Source organism: Streptomyces armeniacus, assembly GCF_003355155.1.
GTDB lineage: Bacteria > Actinomycetota > Actinomycetes > Streptomycetales > Streptomycetaceae > Streptomyces > Streptomyces armeniacus.
Window position 1 is genome coordinate 5,742,723 of sequence record NZ_CP031320.1, and the last position, 17,319, is coordinate 5,760,041.

The window sequence follows — 17,319 nt, forward strand, 5'->3', positions numbered from 1 at the left end:
AACCGTGGGGTGCAGGAGGGGCGGACATGTGTCCTCTCAAAAAGAAGGAGCATTTGTTCTCTCTCTGTACGCCAGTGCACCAAGAGGCCCGTTGCTTGTCAAGAATGAACGTTCGTTTTAGGGTAAAGCATGGCCGTGTCCCCCCGGAGCGCCGCCGACGCCCGTCGCCGCCAGATCCTCCGAGGCGCCAGAGCCTGCTTCACCCGCAACGGCTTCCACGCCACATCGATGCAGGACATCCTGCGTGAGGCAGGGCTGTCGGCAGGCTCCGTCTACCGCTACTTCCGCGGCAAGGACGACATCGTCGCCGTGATCGTGGCGGAGGCACTCGAGAGCGTCCACGAGGCGTACACCGCCGTCGTCACCTCCGATCCGCCGCCGAGGCCCGACACGGTCGTCGCCTCGGTGCTCGCGCGGATGAGGGGGAACGCACCGGCCCCCGAGGCCGACCGGGACCTGCCGCAGCTGCTCATCCAGGTGTTCGGAGAGTCACTGCGGAACGAGGAGTTCGCCAGGATGATGGCAGCCGGCTTCAGCTCGGTGATCGAGCAGTGGGTGGTGCTCGTACGGCAGTACCAGGAGCTCGGCTGGGTCGACCCGCTCGTGAACGCGGAGGACCTGGCCCGTACGTTCGGCGGTGTGCTGCAGGGGTATCTCGTACAGGCCGCGCTCTTCGGCGACTGGGACGCCGACGCGTTCGTGCACGGACTGCGCGGGCTGGTCGACATGTCCGTACTGACGTCACCGGGGCAGTGCGAGTAACCACCTCCGCAGCTCACGGCGCGGCGCCCCGCCGGTGGGGGAGCGGGGGATGCCGGGCACCAGCTTCACATCGTGCAGCCGTCCGTAGTACGGCAGCTGGGCGTTCGCGTGGGCCACCAGATCACCCGGCTCCACGGCGTCGGATGCCACCACCAGCGCACAGGGGACCGCACCGCGCGACGGCTCCGGGCGGTCCAGCACCACGCAGTCGTCGACCGCCGGGTGGCCGCTGAGAACGCGCTCGATCTCGGTCGGCATGACCATACGGTCGTCGCAGATGAAGGCGTCCCCGATGCGTCCGACAACGAACAGGCGGCCCTCGGCGTCGACGTAGCCGAGGTCTCCCGTCGCGAACCAGCCGTCGGGGCCGATGCCGGAGTCCTTCCGGTCCAGATATCCGCGCATGAGCTGGGGCCCCCGCACCTGGATCTCGCCCCGTGCCCCGGGGAGCTGCGCCGCGCCGGTGACCAGGTCGGCGATACGGCACTGCGTTCCGGGCAGCGGCACCCCGGCGGAGCCCGGCCTGGGGTGGGCGAGGTCGTCCAGGTGCGTGGCCTGGGCGGTCTCGGCGAGCCCGTATCCCTGGACGACGGGGACGCGGAAGCGCCCCGCGAGCGTCGCCGCCGTCCGCTCGGAGAGCGCCGAGCCTCCGGACACGATCGCCCGGAGATCCGGGGCGCGCAGCCGTGGCAGCCGGGCGTCGGCCGCCAGCCGGGCCAGCCGTGCGGGAAGGCTGTGGAAGTGTGTGGCGCCGCACCGGCGGGCAGCGCGTACGGCTTCCGCGGGGTCCTCGCCCTCGTGCAGCACGAGGGCCGCTCCCGCCGCCACGCTCGCGGCCAGAAGGCCGGGCTGGAGCGCCGGCAGATGGTGGAACAGCACGGACGAGCCGGTCAGCCGGGTGCCGTACGCCGTCTGCGCCGCGTTGACGGTCAGGTTCCGGTGCGTCAGCCGCGCGGCCTTCGGTCCGCCGGTCGTTCCGCCGGTGAACTGGAGGGAGGCGGGCTCGTCCGCGCTCCGTTCGTCCCCGCTCCCGGCGGTGTGCGGGGGTCCCTGCCGGACCAGTTCGCCGACGGTGGGCGCGTCCGGCGGGCTGTACGCGGCATCCCGACGGGTGACGACCAGCTCGGCGAGGTCGGGAAGGCGGTCGCGCGCCGCCAGCAGGCGGCAGTGCATATCGGGCGTGACCACGGCCACCGTTGCCCGGGATACGCGCAACGCGTGGACCAGCCGGCCGTCCGGCAGCAGCGGATCCAGGACGACGCTGACGCCCGACGCGCGGGACACCCCGAAGTAGGCCACGGGAAAGGCGGAGCCGAGCTCAGCGGTCACCGCGACGACCGCGCCGGGCCCGCCGGCCAGCGCGCGGAGCGCACCGGCGAACGCGCTCACCCTGCCGGTCAGTTCGCCGTACGTCAGCATCCCGCGGGACGTACGCAGCGCCGTCTCGTCCGGTGACCTCTGAGCCGCCTCCGACAGCAGCTCGTCCAGACGGGAGACTTCCGGCAGCCCGGAGAGCACCGCTGCCGGCGGCCCCGTGATGGCGCCCGCGCCGGGGGATGTGCGCACACGTGATGACATCGCCATACCACTCCTCCGTCGGGATCCGCTTCCGCTCGGCATGGTCGCCGACCCGCCTGGAATGCCGATCGAATCCCGCGAGGGTCCGTCACCGCGCAAGGGCCGCCCGCCGGAACGCGTGACGGCCGTCCGGCGCGGTCCGTTCCGCGCGTTCACCCCGCCGCGTCGAACCGCACCTCGTGCTCCGCCGCCTCCTCCGCGGCGAACGCCAGCAACTCGCCGCCCGCCGCCTCCAGTTCCCGCTCCGCGCTCCGCGGCAGCCGCTCGAACGGCGTGACCGTCAGCGTCGCCCGCTTCCGCTTCACCTCCGTGCGCCAGCTCCCGCGTACGGTGCCGTCCACCAGGAACGTGCCGGGCACCTGGCCGTTGCGGGTGGCGATCCGCCTCCGGTACGGCTCGCTGATCACACGGGTGCGGTCGGCGTGCGACAGGATGAGGTTGTCGTACTCCGCGATGTACCGCACCGGCACCGGCAGTCCGGGGTCCGGACGCGGCGCGTCCGGCAGGTCGAACAGCTCGCGCCCGTCCTCCGCGGCGAACGTACGCAGCTCGGGCCGCAGCCGTTCCAGCACCTCGTTCAGCCGGGTCAGCCCGGACCACACCTGCACATCGCGTACGGACGCGGGCCCGAACGCGGCCAGATACCGCCGCACCAGCCGCTCCGGCGAGGCGTCGGCGGCGAGCGGCTCGCCGGTCCAGCGCTCCGCCGTGTCGTACGTCGGCTGCCCCGGGTGGCCCCACAGCCCGCGCGGCGGCAGCTGTACGACGGGCAGCAGGAAGCGTACGACCTGCGACAGCACCCGGCGCTCCTGCTCCGGCCAGCGCCGCTGCAGCTCCGAGCCCAGCTCCTGCGCGGTGCGCGGGCGTTCGGCGAGGAGCGCGGCGCCGGCGGCGGCGATCTCGGCGGGGTCCGCGCCGGCCAGCTGCCTGCCGTACGCGGTGGGCAGCGTGCGCTCGTAGATGACCTGCGTCAGGGGGCGCAGCCAGCGGCAGTCGCGCGCGCTCACCAGGTGCACCGTGCCGCGCATCAGCGCGATCCGTACGGCGCTGCGGTCCAGCAGGAGGTCGCCGAGCTGGTCGGGGCGGAAGCCGGCGACGCGGGACCACAGCCCGAAGTACGGCGGCTTCGGCGCCTGCGCCTGGAGCCCGACGAGGTGCTCGACCGCGTCGAGGACGCTCATCCGGCTGCGTTCGACGAGGAGCTGGCGGGCGAGGTAGGCGCGGTTGAGGGCGCGGAGGCCGATCTTCTCCGGGGGCATGCGCCGAGTCTCACCGATCGGCGGGCGAATCGCCACGGAAGCCGTATCGGACCATGGAAGCCGTATCGGAGCGCACGGCCCGGAACCGATCCGTCATTGGTCTGGACATGCCCAATCACCGGCGTTAGCTTCGTAGTTCTGGTCTGGACCAGTCCTGGACCAGAACCGCACGTGAGCCGGGCCGGCCCCGGCCGGTACGGCTCGTATGCGCGCGGACCCCCCACGTCTACTGGAGCGAGCATGCGCAAGCGCAGCACAGTCAAGCGCAAGACCGTCATCACGGCCGTGGCCGCCATGGGCATCGCGGGCGCCACCATCTTCGTCACCACCGGCTCCGCCCAGGGGCACGGCTACGCCTCCTCCCCGACCAGCCGCCAGGTGCACTGCGCCGAGGGCACCGTGACCGACTGCGGCGCCGTCCAGCACGAGCCGCAGAGCGTCGAGGGCCCCAAGGGCTTCCCCGAGGCAGGCCCCGAGGACGGCACCATCTGCGCCGGCGGCAACGAGGGCTTCGCCGAACTCGACGACCCGCGCGGCGGCGAGTGGCCCACCACCAAGCTGAGCGGCGGTGCGAACCACACCTTCAGCTGGACCAACACGGCCCGCCACTCGACCACCGACTACCAGTACTTCGTCACCAAGGACGGCTGGGACCCGAGCTCCAAGCTCACCCGCGCCGACCTGGAGTCCGAGCCGTTCCTGACGGTGCCGATGGACGGCAAGCAGCCCGAGGCGACCGAGAGTCACGAGGGCAAGCTGCCGGACAAGTCCGGCCGCCACCTCATCGTCGCGGTGTGGAACATCGCGGACACCGCCAACGCGTTCTACTCCTGCGCGGACGTGGAGTTCTGACGGGTACGGGTGTGACTCGGGTACGGATGTGAGCCGGGTACGGGCGCGGGCGCGGGTCCGAGTACGGGCCCGGCTGCGTGCCCGAGTGTGGGCGCCGTACCCGTAAGCACGGGCATCCCGCCCGGGCCGCGCGCCGCGCCGCCCGGGCGGGACCCGCGTGGGGTAAGCATGGGACAAATCGCCCGTAAGGATACGTCCCATGCGCAACAGCCCCCTTGTCGCCGAGCTCCGCGACGCGATCACGCCCCGCGCCTTCCTGCTGATGCTGGGCGTCCTCCTCGTCCAACTCGGCTTCCTGCTCTCCTACATCGGGGCCTTCCACCATCCCGAGCCCCAGCGCGTACCGCTCGCCGTCGTCGCCCCCGACCGGGTCGCCGACCGGCTCGACGCGCTGCCCGGCGAACCCGTACGCAGCACCGTCGTACGGGACGAGGGCGAGGCACGCGCACGCATCATGCGGCGCGATGCCCAGGGCGCGTACGTGATGAACCCCGACGGCCGCCAGGACACCCTGCTGATCGCCTCGGGCGCGGGCAGCTCCGTCACCTCGGCCGTCACCGAGATCGGCCGCGAACTCGCCCGGGACCAGGGCCGTACGCTCACCACCGAGGACATCGCGCCCGCCGGCGCGCAGGACAAGGGCAGCCTCACGGCCTTCTACCTGGTCGTCGGCTGGCTCGTGGGCGGCTATCTGGCCGCCTCCATGCTCGGCGTCACCGCAGGGGCGCGGCCTGCGACGCTGCGCCGCGCAGTCGTACGGCTCGCCGCGACCGCCGTGTACGCCGCCGTGTCCGGGCTGGGCGGCGCGGTGATCGTCGGGCCCGTACTGGGCGCGCTGCCCGGCCATCTCCCCGAACTCTGGGGCATCGGCGCCCTCGTGGTCTTCGCGGCGGGCACGCTGACGATCGCGCTGCAGGTGCTGTTCGGCGTGTTCGGGATCGGACTCGCCATCGTGCTGCTGGTGGTACTGGGCAACCCGAGCGCGGGCGGCGCGTACCAGGAGCACATGATCCCCGCCTTCTGGCGCGCCATCGGCGACTGGCTGCCGCCGGGTGCGGGAGTCAGCGCCGTACGCAACACCGTCTACTTCCACGGGCACGCGCTGGCCGCACCGATGTGGGTGCTCGCCGGCTGGGCCGTCGCGGGCGCCGTCGTCACGCTGCTCCTCGCGGCCCGCCGCCGCGCGGCCGACCCGCCGGGCCTGCGCGGGTACTCCGGGCTGCCGGTCTGACGCGCCGATCCGTGGTGCGCGGGACGGCGGTTGACTTGATCGGAAGTTGTTGACTTGAACCGAAGTTGAAGTCGCAGGGTGGTCACCGTCAGCCGGAAACACCGCCTCCGAGGCGCCCCCGAGGCGCCACCCTGAGGCGTCACCCAGAGGAGAACCGCCATGACGGCCGCCGTGCACACCCCGCCCCGCCTCGACCGCCCCGACCTGGGCGTCGCCGTCTTCAGCCGGTGGCGTACGAACGGCCCGGACCGGCAGGCCGCCACCGTCGACGCCATCGCCGCCGCCTGGGAGTCAAGGCCGTGGCCCACCGCGGACCTGCTCTCGTACAGCCTCTACACCGCCAACGACGGGCACACCCTGCTCCACTACTCGCAGTGGACCAGCGAGGAGGCGCTCCGCGTCTTCCAGCAGCACCACCGCGACGAGCGCCTCGCCGATATCTTCGAGGCGGTGCCCGATGCCGAACGGCTCGGCCTGCGCGTGTACGACCGGTACCGCAGCGCTGTCGTCGCGCCGGGCGGTGCGGCCGGTGACGTACGGGTGCCGGGCTGCATCGTGACCGTCGAGATCGAGTTCGAGGGGCCGGACGCGGGACGCCAACGGGCGTGGGTGGACGCGGTGTTCGACGCCCTCGACGACGAGCCGGACCCGCACCCGGGCGGCTTCTCGGCCCACTTCCACGTCAGCACGGACGGTGCGCACGTTCTCAACTACGCGGAATGGGAGAGCGAGCAGGCCCACATCGACGCCCTCGCCGCACCGGGTGACGGCGTCGGCTCCCCGACGGCGGCGTGGCGGCGGGTGCAGCAGTACCCGGGCCTGAAGTCGAGCACGGTGACGCGGCACGCGTTCGCGCTGTCCCTCGTGCCGGACTGACGACGAGATCAAGCCCGTCCGGCGTTTGAGGACGGACCTCGGCCCGGTTCCGGGGTGCGCTTGGCGTGTGATGCGGTGATTGTTCACCGGCGGCTGCCGCATGTCGGTGGCTGGGGGCCGTCTTCACGTGCCGGACGGGCCGGAGTGTGGCTGAGGGCCTCCTCAAGTGCCAGACGGGCGGCGGCGGGCGCGGAGGCGGCGGAACGCCGCGCGCAGGCGGCCGCCCGCCGGCGGCCCAGGCGAGGGCGGAGGCGCAGGCAAGGGCGGCGGCGCAGGCATCCGTTCCGCGAGCCGCGCCGCGAGCCCGGCCGGCACCGGCTCGTCGAGCACCAGCGTCGGCGGCAGCCGCAGCCCCGTCGCCTCCGCCAGCGCGGCCCGCAGTTCGACGGCACCCAGCGAGTCGAGCCCGGCCGCCAGCAGGTCGCCGTCCGGCGCGATCTCCTCCGGCCCTTCGGCGCCGAGCGCGCCGGCCGCCCAGCGGCGTACGAGGTCCAGCAGGAGCCGTTCGCGCTCCTCGGCCGGCGCCGTACGCAGCTCGGCGCCCCAACTGCCGTGCGCGCCAAAGCCATCCGCACCCGTGCCGGCCGGCGGCCGTACGACCTCGCGGAAGAACGGCGGCACCGGCCGGTACCGGCGCCGCATCGCGGGCAGGTCCAGCCGTACGCCCACCACGTCGGCGCGCGGCGCCGCCAGCGCCGCGTCGAAGACCGCCGTGCCCTGCCGGTCGGACACCGGCAGCACCCCGGCCCGGGTCACCTTCGCCCAGTGCCCGCCGGTCAGCTGCGTGGCCATGCCCCGCCGCGGCGACCACACGCCCCACGCCACGGACGTCGCCGGGCGCCCGCAGGCGCGGCGCTGCACGGCGAAGGCGTCCAGCGCGGCGTTGGCGGCACCGTAGTTGGCCTGCCCGGGGCCGCCGAACACGCCCGCCACCGAGGCGCACACGAGGAAGATCTCCGGGTCGAGGTCGCGTGTCAGTTCGTCGAGGTGCACGGCGGCGTCGACCTTCGGGCGCAGTACGGTGTCGAGCCGTTCCGGGCTCTGCTCCGTGACGGGGCCGTCGTCCAGGACGCCCGCCGTGTGCACGACGGCGGTCAGCCGCCGGTCGAGTCCGCCCAGCAGGCGGGCCAGCGCGTCGCGGTCCGCGAGGTCGCAGGCGGCGAACGTCACCGAGGCGCCGAGCGCGGTGAGTTCGTCCTCCAGCACGGCGGACACCTCGGCCTGCCGCCCGTCGAGCGAGACGAGCAGCAGGTGCCGTACGCCGTACGCCCGCACCAGGTGCCGCGCGAAGACGGCGCCCATCATGCCCGTACCGCCGGTCACCAGGGCGAGGCCCTCGGGGTCGAGGTGTACGGGGAGTTCGCGGCCGGCGCACGCGCGCGGCGCGGAGGCGTGCGCGCCGGGGGTCAGGCGCGGGACGCGCAGGACGCCGCGCCGGAGGGCGAGTTGCTGCTCGCCGGAGGCGAGCGCGGCGACCAGCTGGACGCCGAGCGCGTGCGCGTCCTCGGTGGGGCAGAAGCCGGACGTGAGGTCGGAGTCGACGTCCAGGAGGACCGTACGGCCCGGGTGTTCGCCGTTCACGGACCGCACCAGGCCCCAGGCCGCGGCGGCGGCCGGGTCGCCGCTGCTGTCGTCGTCCGGCCTCGTGCTCACGGCGCCCTGCGTCACCAGCGCCAGCCGCGTGCCGGACAGGGCGTCCGCGGCCAGCCAGTCCTGCACCACGGCGAGCGCCCGCCCGGCCGTCGCCCGTACCGCCTCGGACACCGGTTCCTTCGCGGGCAGGCACGGCACGACGACCGTGCCGGGGGCGGGCGCGCCCGCGCGTACGGCGTCGGCGAGCGCCGCCACGTCCGGGTACGTGTCGACGCACAGCCCGATGCTGCGGGCGGCGCCGCTGACCCCGGACGGCTCCTCCTCCAGCACCGCCCAGCAGTCCCGGCCCGACTCGTGCGCGACGACGTGCTCCAGCACGCCGCTCGAACCCGGCGACGCCAGCGGCAGCCAGTCCACCTGGTACGACACGTCGGCCACCGGGTCGCCCGCGGCGAGCAGCACGTCCGCCCGTACGGGCCGGGTCCGCAGCGAGCCGACGGTGGCGACGGGCGCGCCCGTACGGTCGGCCGCCAGCAGACCGACACCGCCGTCGCCGGAGGGCGCGAGCCGTACGCGCAGGGTGGTGGCGCCGTCGGGGCCGCCGTCGCCGTGCAGCCGTACGTCGTGCCAGGAGAACGACAGCCGCGCGCGCTCGTCCCAGCCCTCCGGGTGGAGCGCGGAGTTGAGCAGTACGGGGTGCAGCCGGAACCGCCCGTCGCGCGGCGCGTCCTCGGGCAGCGCGACCTCCGCGAACGTCTCGTCACCGCGCCGCCACACGGCGCGCAGGCCCTGGAACGCGGGGCCGTAGCCGTAACCCCCGGTGCCGAGGCGGGAGTAGAGGCCGTCGAGGGGTACGGGCTCGGCGCCCTCCGGGGGCCACGCGGCGGTGCCGAACGCGCCGGTGCCGGCGTCCACTTCGGCGTCCGCGTCCGCATGCGCGACGGCGTCCGTACGGGTCCCGGCCTCGGGCCGGGGCTGCGGTTCCGGTTCCGCCTCGCTCAGCACGCCGCCGGCGTGCCGCCGCCACAGCGGCTCGTTGCCGCTGCCGTCGTCCGCGGCTGCGTACACCTCCACGCTCCGGCGGCCCGCGGCGTCCGGTTCGCCGAGGGAGACCTGGATACGGGTCGCACCGTGCTCGTCGAGCAACAGCGGCGCCTCCACGACGAGTTCCTCGAGCGTGCCGCAGCCGACATCCTCGCCCGCGCGCAGCGCCAGCTCCACGAAGCCGGAGCCGGGGAACAGCGGGGAGCCGTGCACCGAGTGGTCGGTGAGCCAGGGCTGTGCGGCGGGGGACAGTCTGCCGGTCAGCAGCACCCGGTCGCTGCCCGCGAGTTCCACGGCGGCACCGAGCAGTGGGTGATCCACCGGCCGCTGACCCCAGCGTGCGGGGTCGGGCCGCTGCCCGCGGTGAGCTGCCATGGGGTCCGTGTCCGCCACGTCGAGCGCGTGAGCCGTGTCCGCCATGCGGGCCAGTTTCCGCGCGATCATGCCGGGAATTCACCAGACCAACGTGCGGAAGGCCCCCTCGCTGTACGAGAGGGCCTTCCGGCGAGCGTCTGTGCGCCGCCAGGGACTCGAACCCCGGACCCGCTGATTAAGAGTCAGCTGCTCTAACCAACTGAGCTAGCGGCGCCTGGTGACGCCACCATGTTACCTGGTCCGGACCGGTGCTCCCGACCATCCGCGGGCGCACCCGGGCCTGGGCCGTACGGCCCGGCGGCCCGCGCTAGATCGCCAGCGACAGCATCACCGGCGCGGCACGCTTGTTGAGCGCCTCCGCGGACTGGCGTAACCGGTGCGCGTCCTCGACCGGCAGGGACAGCGCCAGGCAGCCGACCGACGAGCCCGCGGTGACGGGGACGGCGGCGCAGACCGTACCGACCGCGTACTCCTGGAGGTCCAGCACCGGCACCGTGGGCGGCTGCTGGTCGAGGGCGTTCAGCAGCAGCCGTTCGTCCGTGATGGTGCGGGAGGTGAGCCGCGCGGTCCGGTGCCGGGACAGGTGGTCCTTGCGCCCGTCGTGGTCGAGCTGGCCGAGGAGGCACTTGCCGATCGCGGTCGCGTGGACGGCCGACCGGAAGTCGACCCACTCGTTGACGAGCGGCGCGTTCGGGCCCTCGGACGTCTGCATCACCTCGAGCTCGCCGTCCGTGTACCGGCTGAGGTAGATCGCCGCACCGAGGGAGTCGCGCAGCTCGGAGAGCGTACGGTCGAGGCGCTCCCGCAGGGCGCGTTCGCGGCCGCCGCCGGAGCCGAGGAGGACCAGGCCCTCGCCGACGACGTACGTGCCGTCCGCGATCTGTTCCAGATAGCCCTCGCGGCGCAGCATCAGCAGCAGGTGCGCGAGATGGCCGGAGGGCAGCCCGGTCTCACGGGACAGCTGCTCCTCGGTGGCGCCGTCGCGGTGTCCCGCGACGGACTCGAGCACGCGCAGCGCGTACTGCACCGAGTGGAACGGTGCGGTGGGTTCCGGCCTGAGCGCCACGGTGCCCCCTGGAGGTTGTGACCGTCTGCATCGTGACCAGAGCGGGGGGTCACGCGTACCCGTCACACGATAGCCGCCAACAGGCCATCGGTAATCGGCTGTTGCTGCATTCGGCATATGCCTTGAGCGGGTGCGGCGCGGCCCCCGCCTCCTGGGAGGAGACGGGGGCCGCGTGTGCGTGGGGTCCGTACGGCTCGGAACGCCGTACTCAGAGCGCCGTACTCAGAGCACCGCGCTCAGGAACTCGCGGGTCCGCTCGTGCTCCGGCTCGGAGAAGATCTTCTCCGGCGGACCGGACTCGATGACCCGGCCGGCGTCGAACATCAGCACGTCGTCCGAGATGTCCCGCGCGAAGTTCATCTCGTGCGTGACCACCAGCATGGTGATGTCCGTGGTGTGTGCGATGTCCCGCAGGACGTCGAGCACACCCGCCACCAGCTCCGGGTCCAGCGCCGAGGTGACCTCGTCCAGGAGCAGCACCTGCGGCCGCATCGCGAGCGCGCGGGCGATCGCGACGCGCTGCTGCTGGCCGCCGGACAGCTGGGTCGGGTACTTGTCGATGTGCTCGGTCAGGCCGACCATCTCGAGCAGCTCGCGGGCGCGCTCCTCGGCCTCGTCCTTGGACAGGCCGAGCACGTGCACCGGGGCCTCGGTGATGTTCCGCAGGACGCCCATGTTGGGGAACAGGTTGAACTGCTGGAAGACCATGCCGATCTTCTTGCGCACCTCGCGGATGTGCTTCTCGCCCGCCGGCACGAGCTTGCCGTTCTGCTCCTCGTGTGTGAGGTAGTCACCGGCGACCTTGATGGTGCCCTCTTCGGGCTTCAGCAGGGTCATCAGCAGCCGCAGGATCGTCGTCTTGCCCGATCCGGAGGGGCCGATGAGGGTGACGTGCTTGCCGGACGACACGGTGAAGTCCATGTGGTCCAGGACGACGTTGCTGCCGAACCGCTTGGTGACACCGTCGAAACGGATCAGCTCGCTGCCGTCGGTGGCGGGGTTCGCGGTCTCTTTCGGGGACTTGTTCTCAGCGGACAAGACGACGCTCCAGGGCTCGAATCAGAAGGGAAGCCGGGTACGCGATGAGGACGAAGGCGACACCGACCACCGTGATGGCCTCGGTGGTGAACGTCTCATTGCTGTATGCCTGGGCCTCGCCGAGCATCTCGAACGCCCCGATGACGGCGATCATCGGCGAGTCCTTGAGCATGGACACGACGTAGTTGCCCAGAGCCGGAATCACACGGCGGATGGCCTGCGGCAGGATCACCGAGGTCCAGGTACGCGCCTTGGGCAGGCTCAGCGCGGTGGCCGCCTCCCACTGGCCGACCGGCACACCGTTGATGCCGGCGCGGTATACCTCCGCCGTATAGGTCGAGTAGTGCAGACCGAGACCGATGATGCCGGTGGTCAGCGGTGACATGGTGGGCCCCCACTCGGGGAGCACGTAGAACAGGAAGAACAGCTGCACCAGCAGCGGCGTGTTCCGGATGAACTCGGTGACCGCGGTCACCGGCCAGCGCACCCACACCAGGGTGGAGCGCTGCGCGATGGCCCATACGAGACCGAGGGAGAAGGCGATCAGCGAGCCGAGGACCAGGGCCTGCAGGGTGACGAGCACCCCGTCCCAGAACCGCGGCATGAACGCGTCGACGTTGGACCAGTCCCAGCTGTTCATCCCATACCTCCCGCGGCCTGGCTGCCGGCCTGCGCACGCTCACCGCGCTCGCTGAGCTTGCGGCTGATGAATCCCGGTTTCTTCTCCGGCGCCTGGCCGATCCCGGCCCTCGCGTGCCGCTCCAGCGCCCGCATGCCGCGGGTGAGGATGAAGGCGAGCACGAAGTAGAGCACGAGGAGCAGGGTGTAGATCGGCGCGCTCTCGTTGCTGCCCAGCCGCACGAGGTTCCCGGCGAACGTCATGTCCGCCACGGTGATGACCGACACCAGGGCGGTGCCCTTGAGGAGTTCGATCAGCAGGTTGTTGAACGGCGGGATCATCTCCGGCCACGCCTGCGGCAGTTCGATCCGCCGCAGCCGCTGCAGCCTGGTGAAGCTCAGCGCGATCCCCGCCTCGCGCTGGGCCGGGGAGACTGCGGCCAGTGCGCCGCGTACGACCTCCGAACCGTACGCGCCGTACGTCAGGCCCAGCGCGCTCACGCCGGCCCACATCGGGACGAGCTGCCAGCCGAAGAGGGGCAGTGCGAAGAACATCCAGAACATCAGCACCAGTGCCGACGTGCCGCGGAAGATCTCGAAGTAGGTGCCGGCGAGGAAGCGCACGATCCAGTACGGCGAGGTGCGCAGCGGTCCGATGATGAAGGCGACTGCGGCAGCCAGCGCGGCGCTGAACACGGTCACCTGGATCGTGATCCAGATCCCCGGCAGGAACCATGTGGTGAACATGCCTGAAGTCATCATCAGCCGCACAGCTCCTTCGCGGTCAGGTCGGTCATCTCGGTCTTGCCGAAACCGAAGGGACTGACGATCTTCAGCAGCTCTTCGTAGTCGTTCTGCTTGAGCTTGTGCAGCTCCTTGTTGACGGCGTCGCGGAAGTTCTTCTCGCTGAGCCGGAAGGCGAAGCCGCCCGCGCCGATGGCGGGTTTGCCGTCCGCCGTCTTCGGCGTGAAGGCCGGGGTGGCCTCGGCCTTGCGGGCGCCCTTCACCACGGTCTCGACAGTGACGTTGGTGCCCGCGAACGCGTCAACACGGCCGGTCGTCACGGCGTTCAGGCCCGCGACCTGGTCCGGGTAGATCTCCACCTTGAGACCGTACGACTCGGCCGTCGCAATTTCGGCATAAGCTTCACCGGAAGCGATTTTGAGCTTCTTGTCGGCGATATCCTGGTACGTCTTGATGTTGTGCGGGTTGCCTTTCTTCACGATGAAGGCATCCGGCATGATGTATTCCGGATCGGCGAACAGCACTTGCTCGCAACGGTCCGGGGTGATGTACATCCCCGCCGAGACGATGTCGAACTGCTGTGCCTTGAGGCCGGGAATCAGTGCGGAGAAGTCCACCGGGATCGCCTTGACCTCGGGAACGCCGAGTCTTTTGAAGATCACCTTGGCGATCTCCGGCGCTTCCCCCGTGGCATCGCCCTCGTCGTTGATGTATCCGAACGGCGGCTCGCTCGCGATGCCGATCCGGACGCTCCCCTTGTCCCGCAGCCTCTCCAGGAGGTCGCCCCCTTCCACTTCCCCTTCGTCCGGTGCTCGGCTGCATCCGGCCACGCCGAACGCACCCGCCGCCGCCGCTCCTGCGAGCAGTGAGCGGCGGCTGATCCCTTTTCCGTTGAATGGCGTACTCGCCCTAAGTGGTGGAGCCATGGGCGCGCGGCTACCCAGGCAGCCGAGAGTTATGCGAATCGTTTCCAGCCCTTGACGTGGTCGTTGTGGTGTTGACCGCTACGTCAGTATTGACAGGTAAACGACTGACCGAGGGAGGCATGATGCCGGACCGCTTCATCGAAGTGTCCCTGGACAAGCGCGGTGTGAGCTGCACCGCGAAGCTGCTCGACGACCGGGCGCCGATCACCTGCGAGGCGGTGTGGAACGCCTTGCCCCTCGGCGGCGATGTCTACCACGCCAAATACGCCCGAAACGAGATCTACGCACTGATCCCGCCATTCGCACCGGAAGAACCGCCGCTCGAGAACCCCACCATCACCCCCATTCCGGGTGATCTGTGCTACTTCACTTTCACCCAGACCCAGTTGGCCACCTCGTCCTACGGCTACGAGGAGCAGGCCGACCACCGCGGCCGCACCACGGTGGTCGACCTCGCCCTCTTCTACGAACGCAACAACCTGCTGATCAACGGCGACGCCGGCTGGGTCCCCGGCATCGTCTGGGGCTCGGTAGTGGACGGCCTCGACCGCATGGCCGACGCCTGCCAGGACCTCTGGCGGGCCGGCGCGATCGGCGAGACCCTCAACTTCCGGCGCGTCCAGTAGCCGCCCCGTAAGCCGTAGGCCGGGGCCGGGCCCTAGACCGGCCCGGGCCCGGGGATGTCGGCGGCGCCCGCCTCGTAGAGCGCGTGCGCCGCCCGCAGTACGAGGGCGTCCTGGTGGCGTGCGGCCACCAGCTGCACGCCCACCGGCATCCCGTCGCCGTCCACGCCGCAGGGCAGCGAGCAGGCGGGCTGCTGCGTCATGTTGAACGGGTACGTGAACGGCGTCCAGCTGGTCCAGCGGGGGAGCGGCGACCCGTCCGGGACCTCGACGCCCTTCGCGAACGCGGTGATCGGCATCGTCGGGGTCACCAGCAGGTCGTGGCGCTCGTGGAACAGGCCCATCGTGCGGCCCAGCGCCATCCGTACGTCGACCGCCGCCAGGTAGTCCAGCGCGCTGGTGCGCGCGCCCTCCTCGCACACCTCGCGCAGCGCCGGGTCCATCGCCGCCCGCTGCTCGTCGGTGAAGTCCTGGGTGATCCGGGCGGCGCCGCTGAACCACAGCGTGTGGAACTCCTCCACCGGATCCGGCAGGTCCGGATCGGTCTCCTCCACCACGGCGCCCAGCTCCGCCAGCCGCTCCACCGCGCGCCGCACCGCGGCGGCCACCACGGGGTCGACCTCGACCTGCCCGCCGAGCGTCGGCGAGTACGCGATCCGCAGCCCGGCCACGCCGCCGGACAGCCCGTCCCGGAAGCTGCCGTGCACCGGCCCCAGTTGTGCCCAGTCGCGCGGGTCGGGCGCGCTGATCACGTCCATCAGCAGCGCGCTGTCCGCCGCGTCCCGGGTCATCGGCCCGACGTGCGCCAGCGTCCCGAACGCGCTCGCCGGATACATCGGCACCCGCCCGTACGTCGGCTTCAGCGCGAAGATCCCGCTGAACGAGGCGGGGATGCGGACCGATCCGCCCGCGTCCGTACCCAGGCTCAGCGGCCCCGCGCCCAGCGCCACGGCCGCCGCGCCGCCGCCGCTGGAGCCGCCGGCGGTGCGCTCGGGGTCGTACGGGTTGCCGGTCGCGCCGTGCCGCGGGCTGTCCGTCACGCCCTTCCAGCCGAACTCCGGTGTGGTCGTACGCGCCAGGAACACCGCGCCGTGCTCGCGCAGCCGCGCGACCGAGGGCGCGTCCTCGTCCCACGCCCGGCCGTCCTCGCGTACGGACCAGGAGCCCTTCAGGGTCGGCATGCCGCGCTGGAGCAGGATGTCCTTGACGGTCACCGGCACGCCGTCGACCAGCCCGGCGGGCTCGCCGCGCCGCCACCGCTCCTCGCTCGCGCGGGCGTCCGCGAGCGCCACCTCGCCGTTGATCCGGACGAACGCGTTCACGCGCGGCTGCGCGGCCTCGGCCCGTTCCAGGGCGGCGCGCGCCACCTCGACCGGCGAGAAGTCCCCGGCGGCGTACCCCGCCACGAGCCGGGCGGCGGTCAGTGCGGTGAGATCGGACAACGCATCCTCCTCGGATGGTTCGGCAACGGATCGGTGGAGCGACGGTCCTGTGGAGCGGTGGATCTGCGGTCCGGTGGATCTGCGGTCCGGTGGATCGGCGGACCGGGGGCGGTGGTCCGTACGGCCGCCGGGACCATACGGCCCGTACGGTCCGCGCCGCGGCGGAACCGTACGGGAGGGCCGGGGAATTGCGGGCGGTCAGTCCGCCCGGACGTACCCGAGGTCCTTGTCCACCACGTTGAGCAGGGGCTCGCCCGCGTACCAGCGGTCGAAGTTGTCCAGGAACTGCTCGGCGAGATCGTTCCGCCAGCCCACCGTGTCGCCGCTCATGTGCGGGGAGACCAGCAGTCCGGGCACGTCCCACAGCCGGCTCTCCACCGGCAGCGGCTCCTCCATGAACACGTCCAGCGCCGCCCCCGAGATCCGGTGCGACAGCAGTGCCTCGACGAGGTCGTCCTCCACCACGTGCTGGCCGCGTCCGACGTTGATGAAGCGGGCGCTCCGCTTCATCCGGGAGAACGCCGCCGCGTCGAACATGCCGCGCGACTCCTCCGTGAGCGGCGCCACGCACACGACCCAGTCGGCCTCGCCGAGCAGCCCGTGCAGCGCGCCGCTGCCGTGCACCCGCCCGAACTCCGGGTCGCCGTCCCGCTGCGTACGCCCGACGAGGTCCACCTGGACGCCGAGTCCGCGGAGCGTACGGCCGATCTTCCGGCCGATCGGGCCCGAGCCGACGACCACCGCGCGGGACCCGCCGACGCGCATGGTCTCCCGGTGCTGCCAGCGCCGCTGGCGCTGCAATTCCCGGCTGCCGAAGAAATCCTTGGCCATGGCCAGAACCAGCCCTGCCACATATTCCGCGATGGGCTGATCGAAGACGCCGCGGGCATTAGTCAGGACCACGTCCGAACCGGCGAGCTCCGGCAGCAGCCGGTCGACGCCCGCGCTCGGCGTGTGCACCCACCTCGGCCGGGCACCCTCGCCCGGCCAGGCCTCCCGTACGGCGTTCGAGAGGAAGTCCCAGACGAGCAGCACGTCGGCCTCCGGCAGCCGCTCTGCCAGGGATTTCTCGTCGGCGTGCACGATTCGTGCCCGTCCCTCGAGCCGTTCGAGCCGGGGAAGAGGGTCGGCATCCAGGACAAGAACACATGTTTCGGACATAGGCAGGAAACCGTTTCGAAACGGGAGCCGACTGTGATGGGGCTCGGGCGCGGAGAGTCGTCGCAGATGCGAGGATTGACCACGGTAGGGACGGCGAACTACCTTCGTCAACAAAGGCATCTGTCCCGGCG

General features: G+C 71.8%; 15 protein-coding genes and 1 tRNA gene. 5 read left to right on the forward strand and 11 right to left on the reverse strand.

Going from position 1 to position 17,319, the window contains the following annotated elements; all coding sequences use genetic code 11:
- Window positions 1-129 precede the first annotated feature (129 nt).
- The gene (locus tag DVA86_RS25000; protein WP_208881628.1) at window positions 130-762 is read left to right on the forward strand and encodes a TetR/AcrR family transcriptional regulator; all 633 of its coding nucleotides are present in this window, start codon (window positions 130-132) and stop codon (window positions 760-762) included.
- Here DVA86_RS25000 and DVA86_RS25005 read toward each other — a convergent pair.
- A complete protein-coding gene (locus tag DVA86_RS25005) occupies window positions 742-2,340 on the reverse strand; it encodes a class I adenylate-forming enzyme family protein (RefSeq protein WP_208881629.1) in 1,599 nt (532 codons plus the stop codon). The two genes, DVA86_RS25000 and DVA86_RS25005, sit on opposite strands and share 21 nt — an antisense overlap.
- A 152-nt stretch (window positions 2,341-2,492) precedes the next feature.
- On the reverse strand, window positions 2,493-3,599 hold the full coding sequence (locus tag DVA86_RS25010; protein WP_208881631.1) for a winged helix DNA-binding domain-containing protein: 1,107 nt from the start codon (window positions 3,597-3,599) through the stop codon (window positions 2,493-2,495).
- Between the two features lie 240 nt (window positions 3,600-3,839).
- Between DVA86_RS25010 and DVA86_RS25015 the strand changes: the two genes are divergently transcribed.
- From DVA86_RS25015 to DVA86_RS25025, 3 genes are all read left to right on the forward strand, one after another.
- On the forward strand, window positions 3,840-4,451 hold the full coding sequence (locus DVA86_RS25015) for a lytic polysaccharide monooxygenase auxiliary activity family 9 protein (protein WP_208881632.1): 612 nt from the start codon (window positions 3,840-3,842) through the stop codon (window positions 4,449-4,451).
- Between the two features lie 199 nt (window positions 4,452-4,650).
- Window positions 4,651-5,682 (forward strand): ABC-2 transporter permease, encoded by a 1,032-nt coding sequence (locus tag DVA86_RS25020; protein WP_208881634.1) that lies wholly within the window; start codon window positions 4,651-4,653, stop codon window positions 5,680-5,682.
- A gap of 159 nt (window positions 5,683-5,841) precedes the next feature.
- Entirely contained in the window at window positions 5,842-6,558 is a 717-nt protein-coding gene (locus DVA86_RS25025) for an antibiotic biosynthesis monooxygenase (RefSeq protein ID WP_208881635.1), read from the forward strand.
- A 162-nt stretch (window positions 6,559-6,720) separates the two neighbouring features.
- Here the strand turns inward: DVA86_RS25025 and DVA86_RS25030 are convergent, their stop codons facing one another.
- From DVA86_RS25030 to ehuB, 7 genes are all read right to left on the reverse strand, one after another.
- On the reverse strand, window positions 6,721-9,615 hold the full coding sequence (locus DVA86_RS25030) for a type I polyketide synthase (protein WP_208881637.1): 2,895 nt from the start codon (window positions 9,613-9,615) through the stop codon (window positions 6,721-6,723).
- A 95-nt stretch (window positions 9,616-9,710) separates the two neighbouring features.
- A tRNA-Lys gene (locus tag DVA86_RS25035) sits at window positions 9,711-9,784 on the reverse strand.
- Window positions 9,785-9,877: 93 nt separating this feature from the next.
- On the reverse strand, window positions 9,878-10,636 hold the full coding sequence (locus DVA86_RS25040; protein WP_208881638.1) for an IclR family transcriptional regulator: 759 nt from the start codon (window positions 10,634-10,636) through the stop codon (window positions 9,878-9,880).
- 222 nt (window positions 10,637-10,858) lie between these two features.
- Window positions 10,859-11,674 carry an ectoine/hydroxyectoine ABC transporter ATP-binding protein EhuA gene (gene ehuA / locus DVA86_RS25045; RefSeq protein WP_208881640.1) on the reverse strand — a complete coding sequence of 272 codons (816 nt, stop codon included), beginning with the start codon at window positions 11,672-11,674 and terminating at the stop codon, window positions 10,859-10,861.
- Window positions 11,664-12,314, reverse strand: coding sequence for an ectoine/hydroxyectoine ABC transporter permease subunit EhuD (gene ehuD / locus DVA86_RS25050; protein WP_208881642.1), 651 nt, complete (start codon window positions 12,312-12,314; stop codon window positions 11,664-11,666). Before ehuD ends, ehuA begins: the two co-directional genes overlap by 11 nt.
- Window positions 12,311-13,054, reverse strand: a complete 744-nt coding sequence (gene ehuC, locus DVA86_RS25055; protein WP_208881644.1) for an ectoine/hydroxyectoine ABC transporter permease subunit EhuC — start codon at window positions 13,052-13,054, stop codon at window positions 12,311-12,313. Before ehuC ends, ehuD begins: the two co-directional genes overlap by 4 nt.
- Window positions 13,054-13,962: an ectoine/hydroxyectoine ABC transporter substrate-binding protein EhuB gene (gene ehuB, locus DVA86_RS25060; RefSeq protein ID WP_208881646.1), complete on the reverse strand. Its 909-nt coding sequence runs from the start codon at window positions 13,960-13,962 to the stop codon at window positions 13,054-13,056. Before ehuB ends, ehuC begins: the two co-directional genes overlap by 1 nt.
- Before the next feature lie 122 nt (window positions 13,963-14,084).
- On the opposite strand from ehuB, the gene DVA86_RS25065 reads away from it, so the two are divergent.
- Window positions 14,085-14,588, forward strand: a complete 504-nt coding sequence (locus tag DVA86_RS25065) for a DUF3830 family protein (protein ID WP_208885121.1) — start codon at window positions 14,085-14,087, stop codon at window positions 14,586-14,588.
- 32 nt (window positions 14,589-14,620) lie between these two features.
- Here the strand turns inward: DVA86_RS25065 and DVA86_RS25070 are convergent, their stop codons facing one another.
- Together DVA86_RS25070 and DVA86_RS25075 are read right to left on the reverse strand one after the other, a co-directional pair.
- Window positions 14,621-16,027, reverse strand: a complete 1,407-nt coding sequence (locus DVA86_RS25070; RefSeq protein ID WP_208881648.1) for an amidase — start codon at window positions 16,025-16,027, stop codon at window positions 14,621-14,623.
- A gap of 198 nt (window positions 16,028-16,225) precedes the next feature.
- Complete coding sequence (locus tag DVA86_RS25075; protein WP_208881650.1) at window positions 16,226-17,188, reverse strand: D-2-hydroxyacid dehydrogenase; 963 nt, start codon at window positions 17,186-17,188, stop codon at window positions 16,226-16,228.
- Between the last annotated feature and the right edge of the window lie 131 nt (window positions 17,189-17,319).